This window comes from Actinoplanes sp. CA-252034 (genome assembly GCF_050956125.1).
Classification (GTDB): domain Bacteria; phylum Actinomycetota; class Actinomycetes; order Mycobacteriales; family Micromonosporaceae; genus Actinoplanes.
The window spans coordinates 420,905-441,608 of the sequence record NZ_CP191846.1 but is presented as its reverse complement, the minus strand read 5'-3'; the positions used below and the strand labels follow the sequence as shown (position 1 = coordinate 441,608).

19 protein-coding genes and 2 riboswitches are annotated in these 20,704 nt (G+C 69.1%); of the genes, 6 read left to right on the top strand and 13 right to left on the bottom strand.

Annotated elements, in window-relative coordinates; genetic code table 11:
* Window positions 1-33: 33 nt before the first annotated feature.
* Window positions 34-396: an Atu4866 domain-containing protein gene (locus ACQPZW_RS02060; RefSeq protein WP_433793144.1), complete on the bottom strand. Its 363-nt coding sequence runs from the start codon at window positions 394-396 to the stop codon at window positions 34-36.
* 120 nt (window positions 397-516) lie between these two features.
* On the bottom strand, window positions 517-1,116 hold the full coding sequence (locus tag ACQPZW_RS02055) for a TetR/AcrR family transcriptional regulator (protein WP_433793143.1): 600 nt from the start codon (window positions 1,114-1,116) through the stop codon (window positions 517-519).
* Window positions 1,117-1,303: 187 nt separating this feature from the next.
* Between ACQPZW_RS02055 and ACQPZW_RS02050 the strand changes: the two genes are divergently transcribed.
* Both ACQPZW_RS02050 and ACQPZW_RS02045 read left to right on the top strand, forming a co-directional pair.
* Complete coding sequence (locus ACQPZW_RS02050) at window positions 1,304-2,200, top strand: ABC transporter permease (protein ID WP_433793142.1); 897 nt, start codon at window positions 1,304-1,306, stop codon at window positions 2,198-2,200.
* Window positions 2,193-2,963: an ABC transporter ATP-binding protein gene (locus ACQPZW_RS02045; RefSeq protein ID WP_433793141.1), complete on the top strand. Its 771-nt coding sequence runs from the start codon at window positions 2,193-2,195 to the stop codon at window positions 2,961-2,963. The genes ACQPZW_RS02050 and ACQPZW_RS02045 overlap by 8 nt, the downstream gene beginning before the upstream one ends.
* Before the next feature lie 24 nt (window positions 2,964-2,987).
* Here the strand turns inward: ACQPZW_RS02045 and ACQPZW_RS02040 are convergent, their stop codons facing one another.
* Window positions 2,988-3,959, bottom strand: a complete 972-nt coding sequence (locus ACQPZW_RS02040) for a coiled-coil domain-containing protein (RefSeq protein ID WP_433793140.1) — start codon at window positions 3,957-3,959, stop codon at window positions 2,988-2,990.
* A gap of 60 nt (window positions 3,960-4,019) precedes the next feature.
* Window positions 4,020-4,237: riboswitch (cyclic di-AMP (ydaO/yuaA leader) on the bottom strand.
* Between the two features lie 207 nt (window positions 4,238-4,444).
* Window positions 4,445-4,576, top strand: a riboswitch (cyclic di-AMP (ydaO/yuaA leader).
* A 5-nt stretch (window positions 4,577-4,581) separates the two neighbouring features.
* On the opposite strand from ACQPZW_RS02040, the gene ACQPZW_RS02035 reads away from it, so the two are divergent.
* Entirely contained in the window at window positions 4,582-5,613 is a 1,032-nt protein-coding gene (locus ACQPZW_RS02035; protein ID WP_433793139.1) for a coiled-coil domain-containing protein, read from the top strand.
* Between the two features lie 56 nt (window positions 5,614-5,669).
* Here the strand turns inward: ACQPZW_RS02035 and ACQPZW_RS02030 are convergent, their stop codons facing one another.
* The 4 genes from ACQPZW_RS02030 to ACQPZW_RS02015 form a co-directional block, all read right to left on the bottom strand.
* Window positions 5,670-8,033, bottom strand: a complete 2,364-nt coding sequence (locus ACQPZW_RS02030) for a glycoside hydrolase family 65 protein (RefSeq protein ID WP_433793138.1) — start codon at window positions 8,031-8,033, stop codon at window positions 5,670-5,672.
* Between the two features lie 23 nt (window positions 8,034-8,056).
* Entirely contained in the window at window positions 8,057-8,791 is a 735-nt protein-coding gene (locus ACQPZW_RS02025; RefSeq protein ID WP_433793137.1) for a beta-phosphoglucomutase family hydrolase, read from the bottom strand.
* Between the two features lie 78 nt (window positions 8,792-8,869).
* A complete protein-coding gene (locus ACQPZW_RS02020; RefSeq protein WP_433793136.1) occupies window positions 8,870-9,343 on the bottom strand; it encodes an ATP-binding protein in 474 nt (157 codons plus the stop codon).
* Between the two features lie 82 nt (window positions 9,344-9,425).
* Entirely contained in the window at window positions 9,426-10,718 is a 1,293-nt protein-coding gene (locus ACQPZW_RS02015; RefSeq protein ID WP_433793135.1) for an ABC transporter ATP-binding protein, read from the bottom strand.
* Window positions 10,719-11,446: 728 nt separating this feature from the next.
* On the opposite strand from ACQPZW_RS02015, the gene ACQPZW_RS02010 reads away from it, so the two are divergent.
* Window positions 11,447-11,644, top strand: coding sequence for a PspC domain-containing protein (locus tag ACQPZW_RS02010; RefSeq protein WP_364077355.1), 198 nt, complete (start codon window positions 11,447-11,449; stop codon window positions 11,642-11,644).
* Window positions 11,645-13,159: 1,515 nt separating this feature from the next.
* On the opposite strand, the gene ACQPZW_RS02005 is transcribed toward ACQPZW_RS02010, so the two are convergent.
* The 6 genes from ACQPZW_RS02005 to pdxH form a co-directional block, all read right to left on the bottom strand.
* The gene (locus ACQPZW_RS02005) at window positions 13,160-13,954 is read right to left on the bottom strand and encodes a DUF4230 domain-containing protein (RefSeq protein ID WP_433793134.1); all 795 of its coding nucleotides are present in this window, start codon (window positions 13,952-13,954) and stop codon (window positions 13,160-13,162) included.
* Window positions 13,955-14,130: 176 nt separating this feature from the next.
* Window positions 14,131-14,427: a type II toxin-antitoxin system VapB family antitoxin gene (locus tag ACQPZW_RS02000; protein ID WP_433793133.1), complete on the bottom strand. Its 297-nt coding sequence runs from the start codon at window positions 14,425-14,427 to the stop codon at window positions 14,131-14,133.
* 50 nt (window positions 14,428-14,477) lie between these two features.
* The gene (locus ACQPZW_RS01995) at window positions 14,478-15,092 is read right to left on the bottom strand and encodes a nitroreductase family protein (RefSeq protein WP_433793132.1); all 615 of its coding nucleotides are present in this window, start codon (window positions 15,090-15,092) and stop codon (window positions 14,478-14,480) included.
* A gap of 16 nt (window positions 15,093-15,108) precedes the next feature.
* Entirely contained in the window at window positions 15,109-16,029 is a 921-nt protein-coding gene (locus ACQPZW_RS01990; protein ID WP_433793131.1) for an aldose 1-epimerase family protein, read from the bottom strand.
* Between the two features lie 10 nt (window positions 16,030-16,039).
* On the bottom strand, window positions 16,040-17,302 hold the full coding sequence (locus ACQPZW_RS01985) for an MFS transporter (RefSeq protein ID WP_433793130.1): 1,263 nt from the start codon (window positions 17,300-17,302) through the stop codon (window positions 16,040-16,042).
* 29 nt (window positions 17,303-17,331) lie between these two features.
* Complete coding sequence (gene pdxH / locus ACQPZW_RS01980) at window positions 17,332-17,955, bottom strand: pyridoxamine 5'-phosphate oxidase (RefSeq protein WP_433797396.1); 624 nt, start codon at window positions 17,953-17,955, stop codon at window positions 17,332-17,334.
* Window positions 17,956-18,181: 226 nt separating this feature from the next.
* Between pdxH and ACQPZW_RS01975 the strand changes: the two genes are divergently transcribed.
* On the top strand, window positions 18,182-19,288 hold the full coding sequence (locus tag ACQPZW_RS01975; RefSeq protein WP_433793129.1) for a citrate synthase 2: 1,107 nt from the start codon (window positions 18,182-18,184) through the stop codon (window positions 19,286-19,288).
* Window positions 19,285-20,412: a phosphoserine transaminase gene (gene serC, locus ACQPZW_RS01970; protein WP_433793128.1), complete on the top strand. Its 1,128-nt coding sequence runs from the start codon at window positions 19,285-19,287 to the stop codon at window positions 20,410-20,412. The genes ACQPZW_RS01975 and serC overlap by 4 nt, the downstream gene beginning before the upstream one ends.
* Window positions 20,413-20,704: the final 292 nt, after the last annotated feature.

Below are 20,704 nucleotides of genomic sequence, written 5' to 3'. Positions count from 1 at the left end.
TCCATGGTCCGGACGCCCCCGGGGAAGCCGGTTTCAGGCGGTGGGGCGCAGGCGGTGGCCGGCCATCTCCAGCTCGCCCTCGTGCACGTGCACCGGCGTCTGGAGGCCGGAGTCGTCGCGCAGCACGACCGACTCCCCCTCGAGCCGGTAGGTGCCACGGGCCTGCCGGCGGCGCCCGGCCACCTCGCCGGCGTAGGTGCCGTCCCGGCGCAACTGGAGCTTCACCGCGCCGTCCGGACTGCGCCAGGCGCCGATCACGGCCGCGTCGGTGATCACGAGGGGGTGGGTGAGCGCGGAGCCGGCGTACGGATCCGCGGCCCCGCCCATGGCGATGGCGAGGACGGAGGCGGCGTCGAGCACGGTGAGATCGACGTGGAGGTCACAGGACGTGGGCATGGTGTCGGTCTCTCCGGTTCGGCGGCGGGTCGGCCTCTCCGGTCGGCACCGACGGCTCGCGCCCCTGGTTTTCCTGAGTTGCGATGGGGAGCGAACCGGTGGGCAAACGGGTGCGGACGATCAGCCGGTGGCCCGCAGCGCCGCCGTGACCGCGACCGTGAACTTCTCCAGGTAATCCTCCTCGATCGGCTCCCGGGCCACGGCCAGCCGCCAGTAGAGGGGCCCGATGATCAGGTCGACGGCCACGTCCGGGTCGGTGCCGGCGGGCAGCTCGCCCCGGGCCACCGCCTGGCCGATCAGCTTCTCGCCGACGGCCTGCTGGTGGGTCCGCAGGGCACGCTGGAGCGTCTCCGCGATCTGCGGGTTACGGGCCGCCTCGGCCATCAGGTCCGGGATGATCTGGGAGGCCACCCGGTGCTGGAGGGCCGTGCTGACGATCATCAGGAGCAACGAGAGGTCGCCGGAGAAACTCCCGGTGTCGGGAAGTGGAACTTTTCGTTCCGCGACATCGGAGATTATCTCCATTACCATTTCGAGCTTGTTGCTCCATCGACGGTAGATGGCCGTCTTGCCGACACCGGCACGACGGGCAACCGCCTCGATGGACAGCCGGCCGTAACCGACCTCTGCCAGCTCTTTCATGACCGCGTTGCGAATCGCCACGGTGATGTCGCCTCGGAGCACCGCCGCTCCGGCAGGTGCGCGCTTTATCGTCGCCACCCGGTCACTATAGCGCTACGACGTAACGGTTGCGTTCCGCCGTTTGGTCAGCTACCGTCACAGCCGCGTCGATACGAACCCGTTCCATCGACGCGGTGGAGGGCCTGTCATGCTGCATGCTGTGTCCTCGCACCAGGCATCGGATCCCGCCGCGCCCCAAGGGCCGACCAGATCGGAGCACCACCCCATGACAGAGACGGCGGTCGCCTCGGCCGACGCCGGCCTCTCCCTCAAGGAGCTGGCCCGGCGCAACGGCTTGAGCGCTTCCGGGCGGCTTCCCAGCCTCTCGGAGTACTCGCGGACCCTCTGGGCGTACCGGCACTTCATCCGCGCACACGCCAGCGCGAAGATCACGTCCTCGCTGGGCAACACCAAGCTCGGCGCGGTCTGGCAGGTGCTCACACCGATCATCAACGCCGCGGTCTACTACGTGATCTTCGGTCTGGTCCTGGGCGGTCACCAGGAGATGCCGAACTTCATCGCGTACCTCTGCATCGGTGTGTTCGTCTTCCAGTTCACCCAGTCGGTGGTCCAGACCGGCGCCAACGCGATCACCGGCAACCTCGGCCTGATCCGCGCGCTGCACTTCCCGCGCGCCAGCCTGCCGCTGTCCGCCGCGCTGGTCGAGATCCGCAACTTCATCGTGGCGCTCTTCGTCCTGATGGGGATCGTGTTGATCACCGGCGAGCCGATCACCTTCCAGTGGCTGCTCCTGGCGCCCCTGCTGCTCCTGCAGTCGATCTTCAACCTCGGGCTGGGCCTGTTCATGGCCCGCTTCGGCTCCAAGGTCCGCGACGTCAGGCAGCTGATCCCGTTCGTCATGCGCTTCTGGCTGTACGGCTCGGCCGTGCTCTACCCGGTCACCAAGTTCGGGGAAGTGCTGAGCGGCTGGCAGCTCCAGGTCGTGGAGGCCAACCCGCTGCTCGTCTTCATCGAGCTGGCGCGGCACGCGCTGCTCGAGGAGGCGGTGCTCGCCAACACCCCCACCGTCCTGTGGATCGAGGCGACCATCTGGAGCCTGGTCGTCGGCATCCTCGGTTACCTGTACTTCTGGCGTGGAGAGAAGGGCTACGGCCGTGGCTGACAACGAGCGCATCCCCACCGTCATCGCCGACGAGGCCCACATCGTCTACAAGATCCACCAGGCCGGTTCGGTCAGCTCCAGCCCGCTCGCCAGCTTCAAGCGCCTCACCACCCGCTCCAAGAACGCGAACGTCCGTGAGGTGCACGCGGTCAAGGGTGTGAGCTTCATCGCCTACAAGGGCGAGGCGATCGGCCTGATCGGCACCAACGGCTCGGGCAAGTCGACCCTGCTGCGCGCGGTGGCCGGGCTGCTGCCCGTCTCCAGCGGCGCCATCTACGCCTCCGGGCAGCCGTCGCTGCTCGGTGTCAACGCGGCCCTGATGAACGAGCTGCCCGGCGACCGCAACGTCGAGCTGGGCTGCCTCGCGATGGGCATGTCGCCGGCCGAGGTGCAGGCGAAACGGGACGAGATCATCGAGTTCTCCGGCATCAACGACAAGGGCGACTTCTCGACCCTGCCGATGCGGACGTACTCCTCGGGCATGTCGGCCCGGCTCCGGTTCTCCATCGCCGCCGCGAAGAAGCACGACGTGCTGCTCATCGACGAGGCACTGGCCACCGGTGACGCGAAATTCCGCAAGCGCAGCGAGGCACGGGTCCGGGAGCTGCGCCAGGAGGCCGGCACGGTGTTCCTGGTCAGCCACAGCGAGCAGTCGATCCGGGACACCTGCGAGCGCTGCATCTGGCTGGAGGCCGGCGAGATCCGGGCGGACGGCTCGACCTCCGAGGTGATGAAGGAGTACGAGGCCTTCTCCCGCAGGTAGGCCCCGTACCCCTCGTGTGCCGCGCTAGTTGACCGACAGATGCACGTGGTTGGTGTGGTCGCTGGACGGGTCGCCACCCGCCCCGCTGTACGACTTCCAGCCACTGCTCGGTAGCCAGATCCGGCGGTACCAGATCACGTAGAGCACGTTCAGATCGTCGGCGTTGTTGATGAAGTAGTTCGCCAGGTTGTCGCCGTACGTCTTGTCGCCCCCGGTGGCGTCGCCGCCGAAGGTGCCCTTCTCGGCGGAGAAGTCACAGGCCCGGCCCTTGGGGTGCTCGCCGCTGTTCTGCGTGCGCCAGCACTTGGTGAACCGGGTGAACCCGTCGGCGCGGGCCTCCTTGTAGGCGTGCAGCAGCGTCGAGGTGACGCAGCCGCCCGTCCCGGTCGGGTCGGTCTGGTTGCAACCGCTGCCGCTCGGGCCCGGCGCCGCGTCGGCGCTGTCGCCGCCGTCGGACGACGATCCGGCGTCGTTGCCCTGGTTCGCGGCTTTCAGAGCGGCCTCGGCCTGCTGCTTCTGCTTCGCCATGACGGTGACCTGCTTCTGCTGGTCCTTGATGGCGATGTCGAGGGCGTCCTTGGCCTTCTGCTGAGTATCCCGGGTGGTCTTCAGGTCCTGGATCGCCCGGTTCTGGTCGGCGGCCACGATCGCCAGCGTCTCGGCCCGGCCCAGGAAGCCCTCGGCCGAGTCGGAGGTGAGCAGCGCCGCCATCGGCCCGCCACGGCCCGCGGTGTACGCCTGGGTGGCGAGCAGGTCGAGCCGGTCCTGCTGGGGTCCCAGGTCGGCGTCCATCCGCTTGAGGTCGGCGGTCAGCTTGGCCTGCTGCTCCTTGGACGTCTTGAGCTTGGCCTTGGCCTCCACGAACCCCTTGGAGGCCTTCTCGAGTTTGTCGATCAGTGACGCGGAGCCACCCTCGCCGTCGTCACCGGAGTCGCCGGGAGCGGCGAGCAGCCGGGGGCCGCGGTGGCCGGCGTCGGGGCGACGGCCAGTCCGCACGCGGCGATGAGCAGCGCCAGCAACGCCGCTATTCGCCGCGCAGTGTTCTGCTGCACAGGCATTTCCTTCCGTCGGCCGCCGACCGGGTTAGCTGACGGGTTCGGGACGAAGGAGATCCCTACCGCTGGGTGGCGGATTCACCCCAGGGATGCGACCTATTCACGACCGACCTGGAGCTTCGCTTTCGGCAGGTCCACGACGATGCTCTCCACCATCGCGAATAGGTTGCACAGTGGTTCCCCGGCTCGCCATTGACGGCGATTAGGCGGCGGCTCCCGTGCGGGAACCGCACCGACCATACCCACTCGATCGACAGATCGACAGTTATCGCACGCCCCGCAATTGCGTCGACACAGGCCGTGACTGCAATTACGGAAGGTCGTTGCGAGGTGACACTTTTGACCGTTCCCAGGGTCTGATCCACGGCGATATCTCGGGTAAACTGGCCGCCGGTCCTGCCAGGACGGCACCGCCCCCGAGTTGCCGGCAGGCCACCGCCCAATCGTCGAAAGGCGAGCCGGGGAACCAGGTCACTGGGGTGTATCCGCAGTTTGCGGTAGGGATTGCTTCCGTCCCGAACCCGTCAGCTAACTCGGTCGGCGGTGACACGGAAGGAATGTTGATGACCGCAAGTCCCCGCCGGTGGCTGATACTTGCCCTGGCGCCGCTGGTGGCTGTCGTGATGCTCGCGGCACCCTCGTCTCCGGCCTCGGCCGAGCCCGGCGGCCCCTCGTCCACTGCTCAAGAGCAGGAGCAGGACGGAAACGACAAGAACGCGATTCTCTCGGATGTGATCGAGAACACCAACCGTCGTTACGTGTCCGCCAAGGCGGCGGTCGAGAAGTCGATGAAGGCCCAGGCTCAGCTCGCCAACCAGATCAAGCAGGCCGAGGGCCGGCGGGACGTGCTGATCCCCGAGGTCGACAAGATCGCCAAAGAGCAGTACATGACGGGCAACCTGAGCTCGATCGGCTACCTGCTGAACGCGAACTCCTCGGGCGACTTCCTGGAGAAGGCCGTCTCCCTCGAGGAGATCAACCGGCTGCACGACGCCAAGCTGCGCGAACTCAACGAGGCGCTCCGGACCATCACCGAGAGCAAGGCCCGGCTCGACGCCGAGGTGAAGCAGCAGCAGCAGGACGCCGCCGCGATGAAGAAGCAGAAGGACGCCGCGACCGACGCGCTGGCCCTGGTCGGCGGCAAGGGTGTCACCAACGGTTTGGTGGTCGCCGACTCGCCCGAGGCCGCTCCGGCGCCCCGCAACTCCAGCGGTGGCTTCTCGGCCGAGGGCTGCACCGAGAAGGACCCGACCACGAACGGCTGCGTCACCAAGCGCACGCTGCACATGTACAAGGAAACCAAGAAGGCCGGCTTCAGCAACTTCGTCGGATGCCACCGCGACGGTGGGCCGTTCGAGCACCCCAAGGGCCGCGCCTGCGACTGGTCGCTGCAGAAGTCGGGGTTCTCGACGTTCGACACCGACAAGGAGTTCAGGTACGGCAACAACCTGATGGCGTTCCTGGTGCGTAACGCCGACGCGCTGGGCATCTACTACGTCATCTGGAACAAGAAGATCTGGTTCCCGGCGAACGGCTGGAGCAACTACCACGGGGTCAGTGACCACACCGACCACGTGCACGTATCGATGCTCTGAGCCCCGGCGCAACGAAACGGCCCCCGTCCTCGCGGACGGGGGCCGTTCTCCGTAGGTCAGTGCAGCGAGCGCCGCACCGGTGCCCGGCCGTGCGGCTGGGCCGGCGCCGGACCGGCCGGAACCGCCGCCGGGATCGGCATCGTCACCGGACGGACCTGGGTGACCTCCAACTCCTTGCCGTGGTGCAGCAGCGTGAGCCGGGCCTGGCCGCCGCCGTTGCGCAGCGAGTAGGTGACGTCGTCCGAGGTCACGCTCACCCGCAGTCGCAGACCACGCCAGAGCAGCGAGAACTCCAGGTGGTTGATCCGGCTGGGCAGGCGCGGGGCGAACGACAGCTGACCGTTGAAGTCCCGCATACCACCGAGCCCGGCGACCAGCGACATCCACGTGCCCGCCAGAGATGCCACGTGCACCCCGTCCCGGGCGTTCTGGTGCAGGTCGTGCAGGTCCATCAGGGCGGCCTCGCCCAGGTAGTCGTGCGCGAGCTCCAGGTGCCCGGTCTCGGCCGCCATCACGGCCTGGACACAGGCGGAGAGCGACGAGTCCCGTACGGTCCGGGCGTCGTAGTAGGCGAAGTTGCGTGCCTTCTCCTCCGGCGTGAACGCGTCGCCCCGGATGTACATCGCCATGACCAGGTCGGCCTGCTTGATCACCTGCTTGCGGTACAGGTCGAAGTACGGGTAGTTGAGCAGTAGCGGGTACCCCTCCGGCGGGGTGTTCTCGAAGTCCCACTCCTGGAGCCGGGTGAAGCCCTCGCACTGCTGATGGACACCGAGCTCCTTGTCGTACGGGATGTGCACGGCCGCCGCCGCGTCCCGCCAGGAGGCCGTCTCCTCGTCGTCGACCCCGAACCGCCGGGCCAGGTCCGGGTGGCGCTTGCAGGCCTCGACCGCGGTCATCAGGTTCTGCTGGGCCATCAGGTTGGTGTAGATGTTGTCGTTGACCACGGCGGTGTACTCGTCGGGCCCGGTCACGCCGTCGATGTGGAACCGGCCGTGCCGGTCGTGGTGGCCCAGCGACCGCCACAGCCGTGCCGTCTCCACCAGCAGCTCCAGGCCGACCTCACGCTCGAAGTCGTAGTCGCCGGTGGCCTGCACGTAACGGCGGACGGCGTCGGCGATGTCGGCGGCGATGTGGAAGCCCGCGGTGCCGGCCGGCCAGTACCCGGAGCACTCCTGCCCGCGGATGGTCCGCCACGGGAACGCGGCGCCCTGCAGGCCGAGCGTCTGTGCCCGCTCCCGGGCCAGGTCCAGGGTCGAGTGCCGCCAGCGCAGCACGTCGGCCGCCGCGGAGGGCTGGGTGTAGGTCAGAGCGGGCAGTACGAACGTTTCAGCGTCCCAGAAGGTGTGGCCGTCGTACCCCGGCCCGGTGAGGCCCTTGGAACCGATCGGGCGCTGCTCGGCCCGCGCGCCGGCCTGCAGCGTGTGGAACAGCCCGAAACGGACCGCCTGCTGCACCTCCGAGTCGCCCTCGACCTTGACGTCCGAATGGTCCCAGAACGCGTCGAGGTAGTCCTTCTGCTGCTGGACCAGGCCCTCCCAGCCGTCCAGGCGGGCGCTGGCGAGGGCCGCACCGACCTGGTCACGCAGACCGGGCAGCGAGCGCATGCTGGACCAGCCGTACGCCGCCAGCTTGACCACCCGCAGCTTCTGCCCCGGCTCCAGCCGGCAGGCGACCGTGGTGCGCAGCCAGTCCGGGTGGCCCTCGGTGGTGATGGCGTGCCGGCCCGGCGTCTCCACCAGGTGCTCCATGGCCGCGGCCATCCGCAGGTCACTGGCCTTGGTGCGGTGCACGAGGATGCCGCCGGTGGGCTGCTCCAGCATCTCCTCGGCCTGTAGCGGGCGGTCCAGCACCGCCGCGACCCGCGGGTCCTTGCTCATCGGCGGCAACTGCTCATTGGCCACCAGCTCGGACTGGAGGATCAGCCGGGTGGACGCGTCCAGCGGCTCCACCTCGTAGAGGAAGGCCACCACGGCGCGCTGGGTGAACGACACCAGCCGCACGGTCCGCACCCGGATGCCCTGGCCGGCCGGCGACACCCACTCGACGACCCGTTCCAGCGTGCCGGCCCGCAGGTCGAGGCAGCGCTCGTGGGAGCGCAGCTCGCCATAGCGCACGTCGAACGGCTCGTCGTCGACGAGCAGGCGCATCAGCTTGGCGTTCGTGACGTTGACCATGGTCTGGCCGGACTCGGGGAAGCCGTATCCCGCCTCGGCGTGCGGCAGCGGCCGCAACTCGTAGAACGAGTTCAGGTAGCTGCCCGGCAGGCCGTGCGGCTCGCCCTCGTCCAGGTTTCCGCGTATCCCGATGTGGCCGTTGGAGAGCGCGAACACCGACTCGGACTGGGCCAGCAGGTCCAGATCGAGCCGGGTCTCCCGGATGTGCCAAGGGTCGACGGGGTAAGCCCGTTCACGGATCACGGTCGTGCCTCTCGTAACCGATTTCAGAGGAGGTCTTTTAGATCTTTCACCACGACGTCGGCGCCATGTTCCCGCAGCGCCTCAGCCTGGTCCACCCGGTCCACACCGATCACGATGCCGAAACCGCCGGCCCGTCCGGCAGCCACGCCCGCCTGCGCGTCCTCGTAGACCGCACAGTTCGCCGGGTCGACGCCGAGCAGCTCGGCGCCTTTGAGGAAGGTGTCCGGCGCGGGCTTGCCGGGCAGACCCAGCTCACGCGCGACGACCCCGTCCACGCGGGCCTCCAGGAGGTCGGCGATCCCGGCCGCCTCCAGGACGTCCTTGCAGTTGGCGCTCGCCGACACGACCGCGCGGCGTAGACCGGCGGCCTTGGCGGCCTTCAGATACTCCACCGATCCGGGGTAGACCTGAACGGCGCCTTCTTTGATCTTCTGTAGCACGAGCAGGTTCTTGCGATTGCCGACGCCGTTGACGGTCTCCCGATCGGGGGCGTCGTCGGGGTCACCCTCGGGCAGCGTGATGCCCCGCGAGGCCAGGAACGTACGGACCCCGTCCGCACGCTGACGGCCGTCGACATATTTGTGGTAGTCGGCTGCGGAATCGAACGGCACGAAAGGTAGCTCATGTCGATCGGCCCACGATTTCAGGAACACGTCGAACGTCTGTTTCCACGCAGCGTTGTGCACCAGCGCGGTTTGCGTGAGCACACCGTCAAGATCGAATAGGCAAGCGGTCACCTGTGAAGGAAGTCCGAGCACGCGCCCAATGTAGCCGGACCCGATCCCGGGCGAGAGGCGAAGGGCAGCTTCACATTTCCACGATGGTTTACAAGTGGTTCAAGCTGCGGAATCCAAGATGATCCGCAGTCCGATCGACGTCCCGATCGGCCCGGTCGCCGTGGTGACCTCGTCACAGAGGTGATGCGCCAGCCACAATCCGCGCCCGCCGACCTCCAACGCCTCCGCAGCGTGCAGGCCGTCCAGATAGGGACCCGGGATCCCCGGACCGGAATCGGTCACCACGCACCACACCGAACCGTCCTCGATCTTCAGGACCACCCGGCCGTTGCCACCGGCGTGCAGCACGACATTGGTGAGCACCTCGTTGACGGCCAGCACGAAAGCGTCCTGCCGGTCGCCGGCCAGACCCGCCGCCGCGAGCAGCCGGATCGCCTCGTGCCGCAGAACCGCGATGTCGTCCGGGCCGAAGGCGCGGTCCAGCAGCACCGGCCACTCCCGCGGCGGGGCGGCATCGACCCTCGGCTCCCCGTCGAGAGCCGAACGCACGCTCTGGCCGATCCTGTCCTCCACCGTGGTGCAGCCTACGCGCTGTGGCCGACCGGTGGCGGGAGGCATCCGAGGAACCCGCCCGGAAGTGGCGCCGAAGGAACGATCAGCGCCAGCCCACATCGATGCGGTCGCCGCGCTGGTCGAAGAAGTGGACGGCGTCCATCCGGACCGAGACGGCGAGCGGGTGACCGTGCGAGACCTGCGGATACGGCGCGAGGCGGACGGCCAGCTCAGCCGGCTTGCGGTGGTGCCGGCCGGGGTCGGTCGCGACTCCACCGGGGCCCTCAGGGGCCACTTCCGCGGCGCCCGGGCGCGTCAGCCGCTGGAGCGCCCCGCCGATCCGTTTGAAGGCGCCACCACTCTGACCCCGGGTGTCGGTGACTGCCGCGCCGATCTCGTCCACCACGATGGCGGTGGCGCCGATGTCCAGATATGCCAGGGACTCGTGTCCGTGGTGCTCCAGGTATCGGATCCGCCCCTGGAAGACGTGCCCCTGCGTGTCCGGGGTGACCGGCGTGAGCGCCTCGGCCCGGATGCCGACCACGATCCGCTCGCCGTGATAGCGGGCCACCGCCCGGGCCCGCGGATCGCTCCACGGCAGGTACAACGTCTGCTCGCCGAAGCTCAACGCGATGTAGCGGTCCAGGTGCACGTAGACCGCGGCCTCCAGCAGGTTCATCTTCGGCGAGCCGAGGAACGCGGCGGTGTAGAGCGTCGCCGGGCGCCGGTAGACCTCGGTCGGCGTGCCCAGGTCCTGCAGCACACCCTTGCGCATGATCGCGACCCGGTCGGCCATGGTCAGCGCCTCGGCCTGGTCGTGCGTGACATACATGGTGGTCACGCCCAGCTCACGGGTCATGCTGCTGATCTCGGCCCGCAACTCGGCCCGCAGACCGCTGTCGAGATTGGACAGCGGCTCGTCCATCAGGAAGATCCCTGGTCGACGCACCATGGCCCGCCCCATCGCCACCCGCTGTCGCTGACCGCCGGAGAGCTGACTGGGCCGGCGGCCGAGCACCTCGCCGATACCGAGCGCGCCCGCGATCGCGTCCACCCGGTCCTGGCGCGGCAACGTCTCGATGCCGGACAGCTTGAGCGGGAAGCCGATGTTCTCCGACACCGTCATGTGCGGATAGAGCGCAAAGTCCTGAAACACCATGGCGATGCTGCGGTCGCGGGGCGGCAGCTCCAGCACCGGCTCACCATTGAGAAGGATCTCCCCCCGCGTGGGATCCTCCAGCCCGGCGATCATCCGCAGCACGGTCGACTTGCCGCAGCCGGATGGGCCGAGCAGCACCATGAACTCGCCGTCCTGCACCTCCAGGCTGACATTGTCGACGGCGTAGGTGCCGTCCGGCCAGATCTTGGTGACGTCTTTGAGCGCGACGGTGGACACCGTCAACCTCCCGCGATCGAGTGCGACCCCGAGCCCACGACGGTCGGCGATCGGGCCCTAACTCTGCGAGTGCCTTCGATGGTTCACCATCGGGCGAAAGTGCCATTTGCGCATAGTGATCAATCAATTACAGATACCTGAACATCGCAGGTCTTCGGTGTGCACGTTCACACCCTTTCTTCGGAGGTACGGCCACCAACCGACGACCGCACCACACATGCACGCACTACACCGCGACGCGGACCCGGCGCCGGGCCACAAGGCGCCTCACGGGCGCCTCCCCCACGACTCGGCGGCTCGCCCGACCCCAGGGGCTGATCCTCGACAGCCATCCGGCCTAGGCGAACTCACGCAACGCCAACGGCTCACGAGGCACAGCCATAAGCCTCCCGCGCAGCGACGGATCGCGGCCGCCGCACCGGGTCCGGAGCCGTTTCGCGGCGCGAAGCCACGGCATACGGCGGAACCGTCAGGTGTGACGATCCGAACACTGTGTGTGGAAACCCCTGCTCAACGATGACCCCGGCGATCTAGGGCGCCGGCACCCTGCCCGCCACCAGGGCCGACGAGGCTTCGGGTTAGCAGCAGGCCTGGCGGGGTACGGGTAACCCCTACGGGAGCCGAACCGCCGGCATCCACCTCGGGAACGAGGGACGGCGCCCCTCCCGTACCTACCGTCGAAGTGGCCACGGCAGGAAGCCGAGGCCACCGCCGAAGGAGTGGATGAAGTGACCAGCCCCCTCAGGACCCGCTCGTTCTCCCGCCCCCGCCACAACCGCCGGATCGCCGGTGTATGCGCCGGCCTGGCCCAGCGTTTCGGGATGCGGCCCGGGATGGTGCGGCTCCTCTTCGTTGTCTCCTGCCTCCTGCCCGGCCCGCAGATCCTGATCTACCTGGCCCTCTGGGCCCTGATGCCGAGCGAGTAAAGCCACTCCGCCCTGTGCGGTGAGTGAAGCCTCACCGCACAGGCGGGCGGTCACCCGCACCGCACAGGCACGGGTGGCCGCCGCACAGGCACGGGTGGCCGCCGCACAGGCACGGGTCGGCCGCCGTACCAAGGCGAACCGTCGGCCGCACCCCACAAGCGAACGGCGCCCGCCGCACCAAGGCGAACGCTGGGCCGCACCGTACAGGCACGCGGTCGCCCGGGCCGCACAGGCAGGCGGACGTCGCCCGCCCCACCAAGGGCGAGCCTCTCGGCCACACCGCACAGGCAAGCGGCTCCCAGGGCCGCACAGACATAGGTGCCCCCGCACAGACGAGTAGTCGCTAGCGCTGCACAAGCGCACGTCGCAACAGGGCGAACGATCACCGCTCCACCAACCGAAGTCGCCCGCTTCACCAAGGCCCGAACGGTCACACAGGCGAGCGGCCCCACAGGCGGACGATCCCCCGCGGCACAAGCGGGCGTCGTCCCCGCACCTGGGAACGACAACCCGTCCCACAAGCGAAGATCGCCTCAGCCCAAGCAAACGATCACTGCTCCACAGCCCAGGCTCACCCGATGCACGGGCCGAGATCGTCCGCTACACAGGTCGAGACCACCGAGGCGAGCGCCCCAGGGGCTGCGCCAGCCGACGGATGACTATCGAGGAAAGCCCTCAGTCATCGTCGTTGGCGGTTGTCAACGGGTAGCCGTCGACGACCGCGAGACTTCCGGGCATCCCGCCCCTACCCCCGTGACGGGATGCCCGGAGCCAAACGAGAAGGGCCACTCCCCCGGCAACGACGTCCGGGGAGTGGCCCGCCTCCTTAGGCCGGCCGCCTTCGACAGAGCGGCCGCGGCCCACTCGTCGGCCGATGAAGGAAACCCGCAGCGCCTTCACCCGCCGCCGCCCCCGAGCCCAGGGCAGTACAGCAGCACCCCCTGCCCATGCCGCCGCACCAAGTGGGGCAACACCAACCGGCGGACTAAGACAGCAACGCCGCCAGCAAGAGGCATCACCCCGTCCACCGACCGACGTGTCAGGGCCGACAGCACCCGCCAACCGACCGACACGTGAAGGGCGGCGACCACCTCACCAACCCAGCCGACACGCCAAGGCCACCAACCAGCCGACACGCCGAGAGCAGCGAGGAAGGCCAGAGCGCGAGGAAGGCCAGAGCGCGAGGAAGGCGGCAACATCTCACCAACCGACCAAAGCGTGGAAGGCTGCAACACGCCACCAACCCGCCGCATGCGGCAACACCCCGCCGACCCACCGAAACGGGGAGGGCGGCAACACCCCACCAACCGAACCGAAACGCCGCGGGCGGCAACGCCCACCAACCCGGCCGACACGCCGAGGGTGGCGACGCCCCGCCCGCCGGACCGTGGACAAGGCAGTAACGCCCCGCCCGCCGGACCGTGGACAAGGCAGTAACGCCCCGCCCGCCGGACGGTGGACAAGGCGGCGACGCCCTCGGCTACCGGCCGGCGTGCGAAGACGGTGCCGTCACGCTCATGGGCTGGCGAACGACACCGTGACGGTGGTGTAGCCGAGCCGCGCGAAGAGGCTTTCCAGCATGCGCTGCGTGTTTTCCCGGGCCCGCTCGTCCAGCTCGCTCGCCCGGGCCGCCTCGGTGATCCGCTGCTGGGCGAGCTGGTAGACCTGCTGCTGTTTGCTCGGGTCGTCGCGGAAGGCGTCGCCGATCCGGTTGAACAAGCCTCGCTCCTCGGCCACCACGTAGCTGCGCTCCATGTCGAGCGCGGCCGTCGACTGCTGCGGGGCGGGCAGGGTCAGCTCGATCGTCTTCTTCTCCTCGTCGATCTTGAGCCCGTCGCCGGAGAGGGTGCTGAAGTCCACGTAGGTCTCGACCGTGCCGGAACCGACGAACAGGGTGCGCCTGTTGATCAGGAAATCGGGGATGTTGTCACGGTTTTCCTGCAGGTCGACGATCACCTGGAAGGTGCCGTCGGCCGCAACGTAACGCTGAAGGTCGCGCATGGACTGCAGCAGCACCGGCTGGCTGCGGTCGGTCGTCTCCTCGGCGAACGGGTTGTCGAACGTGGGCAGCACATTGATCGCGCGCAGGCCCAGGCAGGAGGCGACGATCAGCGCGAAGACGAAACCGACGAAGATCAGCAGCCGCGCGAACCCACTCGGCCCGGGTGCGGGCGGGGTGGTGTCAGGCCGGTCGGGGACGGCCGTGAGTTGGCTGGTGGGAGGCTCGGCGCTGGTCTCCGCAGCGGCCGGCCGATCAGGCACGGCCGGATACTCGCTGGTGGGGTGATCGGGGGTGGGCGATTCGGCCATGCCCTAACGGTACGGAGGGGGTACGACAATCCGCGACCGGAGAGCCATGACCGACCTCACGGAGGCATACGACGATTCGCGACCGGAGAGCCATGACCGACCTCACGGAGGGGTACAACAATCCGCGACCGGAGAGCCATGACCGGCCTCCCGATGTGGGTAACCCGCCGAACCGGTCAGCCCTCGAGGATCAGCACCCGGGCGTGGATCTCCTTGCGCTGCTGCAGGGCCGCCCGGAGCGCACGGTGCAGACCGTCCTCCAGGTAGAGGTAGCCCTGATACTCCACGACGTGCGGGAAGAGGTCGCCGTAGAAGGTCGAGTCCTCGGCGAGAAGCTTGTCGAGCGCCAACTCACGCTTGGTGGTGATCAGATCGGCCAGCCACACCTTGCGTGGCGGGATCTCCGCCCACTCCTTGAGCGTGGTCTGGTGATCGGGGTACGGGGCTCCATCCCGGACCGCTCTGAAGATCACGGCGGTTGCCCTTTCCGTGAGAACCGTATGCCAGCGTACCCGCGGGCCGGTCAGATCTCGTCTGACGAAGCCCACCGGCCATGATGCACCACGTCGACCACCGGACGATGGCCGCGCCGCAGTGACGGTGACCTCTTGTCGGCGGCCGGGTACCCGATGGTGAGCGCCCCGATCGGATGAAACTCGGCCGGCACCCCGAAGGCCTCCTTGAACGCCTCCACCCTGACCGCGGGCAGGCCGAAGAAGCACGAGCCGAGCTCCTCGTTGACCGCCGTGAGGTGCATGAGCAGGGCGGCGAAGCCGGTGTCGATGTCCCAGTAGGGTGCGGACCAGCGTGCCTCGTCCCGATCCGTCCAGCCTTTGTCGGGCTGGGCGTAACGGTCGAGATAAGCGGATTTGTTGGACAGCGCCACGATGATCAACGGCGCCGCCCGCATCCGCTCCAGCCAGCCGCCGTTGCCGCTGCCGTCGGCGGTGCTCGACCAGTAGAGGGCGCGGTCCTCGGCCGAGGTCAGGACCAGGAAGCTCCAGCCCTGGCTGAATCCGGCCGACGGCGCCCGCAGCCCGTGCCGCACGATCTTGTCGACCAGCTCGGGTGTGATCGGGCGATCGGGGTCGTAGCTGCGCACCATCCGCCGGCGGCGGACGACCTCGTCGAAATCCATCAGCGGAAGAGCCCCATCAGTAACGGACACCCCACGAGGCGGCCCAGGTGGAGCCGGGCGCCAGGACGATCAGGTCACGGCCGGTCCGGAAGGCGTCCGGCGGGCACGTCATCGGCTCGACCGCGATCGACCGGCGGAACCGCTCGCCGTGCAGCGTGTCGGCGGTGAAGACCTGCCAGTAGCGGAACTTGTCGTCGGCCCAGATCATGATCGGCTTCTCCGCGCCGGGGCCGGCCAGGGTGACCGTGGTGATCCCGTCGGCGTCGAAGTCGATGTCGCCGAAGGCGGTGTCGAGCACCAGGTCACCGATCCGGCGCGCCTCGGAGAAGTCGAACTCGGTGCCGGCGATCTTGGAGGCGCCGATCGGGAGCAGGCGGGCGTCGGCCTGGATCCGGGACCTGGCCGGCACGTGGAGCACGGTGTCGTCGACCGCGACGCCGGGCAGCCGAAGGTACGGGTGGACCGAATACCCCCACGGCGCGTTGGCCTCCGAGGTGTTGACCACCTCCTGGTCGCACCGGAGCCCGTCGGCCGAGACCGTCCAGCGGGAGCGCAGCAGCAGCGACCACGGGTAGCCGACCTGCGCGGGCAACGCGTACTCCAGGGTCACCGAGGCCGGGGTCTGCTCGACGGCCCGCCACCGGGACCAGTTGACCAGGCCGTGAATGGCCGTACGCCGGGGCGGCTCGGTGAGCGCGAGCTGGTAGGACTGCCCCTCGAACTCGTACTGCCCGTCGCGGATGCGGTTGGGCCAGGGCGCGAGGATCTGGCCGGCCGATCCGGGGGAGATCTCGTCCGTGCCGAATCCGTCGAGGATCTCGACGCCGTCCACGGAGTACGACCGGAGCGTCCCGCCGACCTCCACCAGGACGGCCCGGTGGCCGTCCGCCTCGATCGACCACTGGACGCCGGATTTGGCGGCTGACTCTGCGCTCATACCCGCGACACTATCGGTCGTCCGCCGGAGCCTGCTCGGGCCGGTATCGGATCAGCGCGGGCGAGGTGAGCCCGAGGACCACGGCCAGTCCCGCGGCGACCAGGCCGCCACCCACCCAGGAAGTGGACACGCTGGCCAGGTCGGCGGTGGCCCCGGCCCGCAGGTCACCGAGCCGCGGCCCGCCGGCCACCACCACGGTGAACACGCCCTGCAGCCGGCCGCGCAGGTGGTCGGGCGCGAAGGTCTGCATGATCGTCTGCCGGTAGACCGCGCTGACCAGGTCGGCCATCCCGGCGACGGCCAGCAGCGCCACCATCAGCCACAGGCTGTCGGCGAGGCCGGACAGCCCGATCGCCAGCCCCCAGACGACCACCGCGGCGATGAGGGCGAGCCCCTGCCGCCGGACCCGGCCGATCCAGCCCGAGGTCAGGCCGCCGATCATCGCGCCGATCGCGATGGCGCTGTACAGCCAGCCGACCGCCGAGCCGCCGCCGAACTGCTCCTCGGCGACCGCCGGGAACAGCGCCCGCGGCATGGCGAACACCATGGCGACCAGGTCGACCGCGAACGAGAGCAGCAGCACCGGCTGGGTGACCAGGAACTTCAGCCCGACGGCGATGCCTCGCAGGCCCACGCTGGGCTTCTCCGGAGGGGCCGACGAGGAGGCGGGGGAGATCACCGGCGGGATGGCCGGCAGCTTCCAGGTCGCCCAGAACGTCACGGTGAACAGCAGGGCGTCCAGCGCGTAGGCCACCTCCACACCGGCGTCGGTCGACCAGATGCCCATGATCAGGCCGGCGGCGAGCGGTCCGAGCACCCCACCGGCCGTGGTGGCCGTGTAGTTGAGCGTGTTCGCGGCCGGGACCAGGGGCTCCGGCACGATCCGCGGGACGATCGACTGCCGGGCCGGCGAGCTCACCGCGAACCCGGCCGCCTGGATCGCGGTCAGCGCCAGCAGCAGATGCGGGCTGCGTATCCCGCCCACCGCCTGCGCGAGCAGCGCGAGGGTGGTCACCCAGGTGATCACCGAGCTGGTCAGCAGCAGTCTGCGGCGATCCACCACATCGGCGGCGGCGCCACCCCACAAACCGAAGATCAGCAGGGGTACGAGACCCGCGACCCCGAGCAGCCCGACCCAGGTGGGCGAGCCCGTGATGGCGAACATCTGCACCGGCACGGCGACCGCGGTGAACTGGAACCCGAAGAACGACGCCCCGTTGCCGATCCATGTCCGCCGGAACGTCGGCACACTCAGCGGACGGGTATCGATCATCCAGGACCGAGGCTCCTTGACGCCCTGGCTCAAGGAGCGAGCCTCTCCACGACCCAGCCGTCGCCGGAGTCGCGGAACCGGAGGCGGTCGTGCAGGCGGCTGCTGCGGCCCTGCCAGAACTCGACGCTCTCCGGCCGCACCCGCAGTCCACCCCAGTGCGGCGGGGGCGGCACGGGGCCGTCACCGAACCGCTCGGCGACCGCGGCCAGGCCCTCCTCCAGCGCCTCGGGGCCGGGCAGCACGCGCGACTGCGGGCTGGCCCAGGCGCCGAGCTGTGAGCCGCGCGGCCGGGAACCGAAATACGCCTCGGTCTCCTCGCGGGTCACGCGCTCGACCGGGCCGGCCACGATCACCTGGCGCTGCATCGGAAACCAGGGGAAGACCAGACTCGCGTACGGGTGAAGCGCCAGCTCCGTACCCTTGCGCGACTCATAGTTCGTGAAAAAGACGAAACCGTCCTCGTCGTACCCCTTGAGAAGGACCGTGCGCGCCGACGGCCGTGCCCCCTCGCCGGCCGTGGCCACGATCATCGCGTTGGGCTCCGGCAGGCCGAAGGCCGTCGCGTCGGCGAACCAGGCCGTGAACTGGCTGGTCCAGGTGGCGGCGAGGCCCTTCTCGACGAGTGGCGGCCACTCGTTGTAATCCCGGCGCATCCCGGCCGGTGACGGCGGTTCGGTGGCCACACCGCCTCCTTCGCTCACGTCTCAGCAGCCCCGTGGGGCATCCAGGGGGACGGAAACGACCGTAAGTCCCCCGCCCCGAAACGTCAGTTGAACCAGGATGGGTGTCATCGAGAGCACAATCGCGACGGGTCGACCGTGCGGTTACCCGGCGGGCAAGATGAATCACCCACCGCAGTTCGGTTCCACAGGGAGTGCCGTGACCGACTTCAAGCCGGGGCTCGAGGGCGTCATCGCGTTCGAGACCGAGATCGCCGAGCCCGACCGGGACGGTGGCGCCCTGCGGTATCGCGGCGTCGACATCGAGGATCTGATCGGGCAGGTCTCGTTCGGCAACGTCTGGGGCCTGTTGGTGGACGGCCGGTTCGGGCCGGGCCTGCCACCCGCCGAGCCGTTCCCGGTGCCGGTGCACTCCGGTGACATCCGGGTCGACGTGCAGTCCGCGGTGGCGATGCTCGCGCCGTACTGGGGGCTGTCGCAGATGTTCGACATCAGCGACGAGCAGGCCCGTAGCGATCTGGCCCGGGTGTCGGTGACCGCGCTCTCCTTCGTGGCGCAGGCGGCCCGCGGCCTGGGTCTGCCGGCCGTCCCGCAGAAGGACATCGACAAGGCCGAGACCATCGTGGAGCGGTTCATGCGCCGGTGGCGGGGCGAGCCGGACCCGCGTCACGTCAAGGCCGTCGACGCGTATTTCATCTCCTCCTGTGAGCACGGGCTCAACGCGTCCACGTTCACCGCCCGGATCGTCGCGTCCACCGGGGCGGACGCGGCGGCCTGCATCTCCTCGGGCATCGGCGCGCTCTCCGGCCCGCTGCACGGCGGCGCCCCCACCCGGGTGCTGCAGATGATCGAAGCGGTTGAACGCAGCGGCGACGCCGACGCGTTCGTGAAGGAGGCGCTCGACAAGGGTGAGCGGCTGATGGGCTTCGGCCACCGGGTCTACCGGGCCGAGGATCCGCGTGCCCGGGTGCTGCGCCGGATCGCCAAGGACCTGGGCGCCCCGCGCTACGAGGTGGCCGAGGCCTTGGAGCGTGCCGCGCTGGCCCAGCTGCACGAGCGCAGGCCCGAGCAGCACCTGTGGACGAACGTGGAGTTCTGGGCGGCCGTGGTGCTCGACTTCGCCGAGGTCCCGGCGCACATGTTCACGTCGATGTTCACCTGCGCCCGGGTGGCCGGCTGGAGCGCGCACATCCTCGAGCAGAAGCGTCTCGGCCGGATCCTGCGCCCGGGTCTCCACTATGTGGGAGCGGAGCCGCGGAAGCCGCAGGAGGTCGAGGGCTGGGATCAGCTCCCGCATAATGTGTGACCGTGACTGACATCCGGATCCCTGACTCGATCAAACCCGTCGACGGACGGTTCGGCTCCGGGCCGAGCAAGGTCCGTCCCGAGGGGGTCGAGGCGCTCTCCGCGGTGTCCCGCACGTTCATGGGCACCTCCCACCGGCAGAAGACGGTGAAGGACCACGTGGCCCGTCTGCGGCGCGGCCTGGCCGAGTTCTTCTCGATCCCGGACGGCTACGAGGTGATCCTGGCCAACGGCGGCACCAGCGCGTTCTGGGAGGTCGCCACGTTCGGGCTGATCCGGGAGAAGGCGCAGTTCGCCGAGTTCGGCGAGTTCGGCGCCAAGTTCGTGCAGGCCGTCACCGACGCGCCGTTCCTGGCCGAGCCGACCGTGCACCGTGCGCCCGCCGGGCAGGCGTCGCACCTGACCGCCGAGGCCGGCGTCGACGTCTACGCCACCGTGCAGAACGAGACGTCCACGGGTGTGGCCGTCCCGGTCCGCCGGGTCGAGGGCGCCGACCCGGGTGCGCTGCTGCTCACCGACGCCACGTCCGGCGGCGGCAGCCTCGATGTCGACGTGCGCGAGACCGATGTGTACTACTTGGCCCCGCAGAAGGCGCTCGGCTCCGACGGCGGGATCTGGCTGGCCCTGATGTCGCCGGCCGCGATCGAGCGGGCGTTCGAGATCAAGGCCTCGAAGCGGTATGTTCCGCAGTTCCTCGATCTGGTGACCGCGATCGAGCAGTCCCGGCTGGAGCAGACGTACAACACGCCGGCGCTGGCCACCGTCTTCCTGGCCGCCGAGCAGGTCGACTGGATGAACGCGCAGGGCGGCCTGTCCTGGGCGGTCAAGCGCAGCGCGGAGAGCGCGGCCGCGATCTACGGCTGGGCCGACCGGTCGTCGTTCGCCGAGCCGTTCGTCACCGACCCGGCGCTGCGGTCCGCCGCGGTCGCGACCATCGACTTCGCCGACGGTGTGGACGCCGCCGCGATCGCGAAGGTGTTGCGGGCCAACGACATCGTCGACACCGAGCCGTACCGGAAGTTGGGCCGCAACCAGTTGCGGGTCGCTCTCTACCCGACGGTCGACCCGTCCGACGTGACCGCCCTCACCACCTGCATCGACTATGTCGTGGAGCGGTTGGGGTAGGGCGTCTCCCCCGCATACGCCCGGAGGGCGGCGCAACGATCCGGAGTGGGATTGAGCGTCGCCCGGATGGGTAGTGACGAGTCTCATTGCTGTTGACGACGGGGTGGCCGTACCCCTAAAAGGGTTCGAGGGAATTTGGCAGTGGAGGTTGAAGATCATCTCCGCTGGTCAGCATCTTGACGGCGTGGCTTACCCCCATTGGGTGACCAAGGCGCGTACCGTGTTCCGAAACGCGCCCGGGTGGATGACTCTCGGGATGTCCAGGCCAATCGCGACGGGACGGAGGCAACGC

Excerpts from the sequence above, each read along its gene's own strand:
- ACQPZW_RS02060 (WP_433793144.1), bottom strand. The coding sequence starts at position 396 with ATGCCCACGTCCTGTGACCTCCACGTCGATCTCACCGTGCTCGACGCC.
- ACQPZW_RS02050 (WP_433793142.1), top strand. The coding sequence starts at position 1,304 with ATGACAGAGACGGCGGTCGCCTCGGCCGACGCCGGCCTCTCCCTCAAG.
- ACQPZW_RS02035 (WP_433793139.1), top strand. The coding sequence starts at position 4,582 with ATGACCGCAAGTCCCCGCCGGTGGCTGATACTTGCCCTGGCGCCGCTG.
- ACQPZW_RS02005 (WP_433793134.1), bottom strand. The coding sequence starts at position 13,954 with ATGGCCGAATCGCCCACCCCCGATCACCCCACCAGCGAGTATCCGGCC.
- ACQPZW_RS01995 (WP_433793132.1), bottom strand. The coding sequence starts at position 15,092 with ATGGATTTCGACGAGGTCGTCCGCCGCCGGCGGATGGTGCGCAGCTAC.
- ACQPZW_RS01990 (WP_433793131.1), bottom strand. The coding sequence starts at position 16,029 with ATGAGCGCAGAGTCAGCCGCCAAATCCGGCGTCCAGTGGTCGATCGAG.
- ACQPZW_RS01985 (WP_433793130.1), bottom strand. The coding sequence starts at position 17,302 with ATGATCGATACCCGTCCGCTGAGTGTGCCGACGTTCCGGCGGACATGG.
- pdxH (WP_433797396.1), bottom strand. The coding sequence starts at position 17,955 with ATGCGCCGGGATTACAACGAGTGGCCGCCACTCGTCGAGAAGGGCCTC.